The organism is Billgrantia bachuensis (assembly GCF_011742165.1).
Taxonomy (GTDB): domain Bacteria; phylum Pseudomonadota; class Gammaproteobacteria; order Pseudomonadales; family Halomonadaceae; genus Halomonas; species Halomonas bachuensis.
Window position 1 is genome coordinate 1 of the sequence record NZ_JAAQTO010000079.1, and the last position, 1,353, is coordinate 1,353.

General features: G+C 70.5%; 1 protein-coding gene. It reads left to right on the forward strand.

All coding sequences use genetic code 11. The features are described from left to right. Nucleotides 1-1,353 (forward strand): pyruvate kinase (gene pyk, locus HBJ55_RS22205; RefSeq protein WP_167120475.1); only part of this gene is annotated, 1,353 nt, incomplete at both ends.

Here is a 1,353-nt window from a genome sequence, read left to right on the forward strand (position 1 = left end):
AATGCTGCGTACCGGCGTCGACGTGGTGCGGCTCAACTTCTCCCACGGCAGCGCCGCCGACCACCGCCGCCGGCTGATCGCCGTGCGCCAGATCGCCGAGCGCCTGGGCCGCAGCGTCGCCGCGCTGGGCGACCTGCAGGGGCCCAAGATCCGCATCGCGCGCTTCCGCGACGGCGCGGTGATGCTCGACGAGGGCCAGCCCTTCGTCCTCGACATGGACATGGACACCGAGGCCGGCGACGCCACCCGCGTCGGCTGCGAGTACGCCCAGCTGGCCGACGACGTCACCGCCGGCGACCGCCTGCTGCTCGACGATGGCCGCCTGGTGCTGACGGTGGAGCGGGTCGAGGGCGCCCAGGTCCACACCACCGTGGTCACCGGCGGCAAGCTCTCCAACAACAAGGGCATCAACAAGCAGGGCGGTGGCCTCTCGGCCCCGGCGCTCACCGATAAGGACAAGGCCGACCTCGAGACCGCCATCGAGATCGGCGTCGACTACCTTGCCGTCTCCTTCCCGCGCTCGGCCTCCGACATGCACGAGGCACGCCGCCTGCTCGGCGACGCCGGCAAGGAGATCGGCCTGGTCGCCAAGCTCGAGCGCGCCGAGGCGGTGGCCGACGAGGCCACGCTGGACGGCATCATCGAAGCCAGCGAGGCGGTGATGGTGGCGCGCGGCGATCTCGGCGTGGAGATCGGCGACGAGAAGCTGATCGGCATGCAGAAGCGCATCATCAAGCGCGCCCGCACGCTCAACCGCGCGGTGATCACCGCGACGCAAATGATGGAATCGATGATCGACTCGCCCTTGCCCACCCGCGCCGAGGTGTTCGACGTCGCCAACGCCGTGCTCGACGGCACCGACGCGGTGATGCTCTCGGCCGAGACCGCCGCCGGCGACTACCCGGTGGAGACGCTGGAGGCCATGCGCCGGGTGTGCCTCGGCGCCGAGCGCGAGCGCATCGCCCAGGAGTCGGGCCATCGCATCCACGAGGGCTTCTCGCGGGTCGACGAGACCATCGCGCTGTCCGCCATGTACGCCGCCAACCACCTCACCGGCGTGGCCGCCATCGCCTGCATGACCTCGACCGGCTACACCCCGCTGATTGCCTCGCGCATCCGCTCGGGCCTGCCCATCGTCGGGCTCGCCCACAGCCCCATCGCCCAGCGCCGCATGGCGCTCTACCGCGGGGTGGTCTCGCTGCCGTTCGACACCACCACGATGGCCGCCGGCGAACTCAACGACCGCGCCCTGGCGCTGCTGGTGGAAAAGGGGATTGCCGAGCCCGGGGATCATGTCATCCTGACCCGGGGCGACCACATGAACGCCCACGGCGGAACCAATACCCTGAAGAT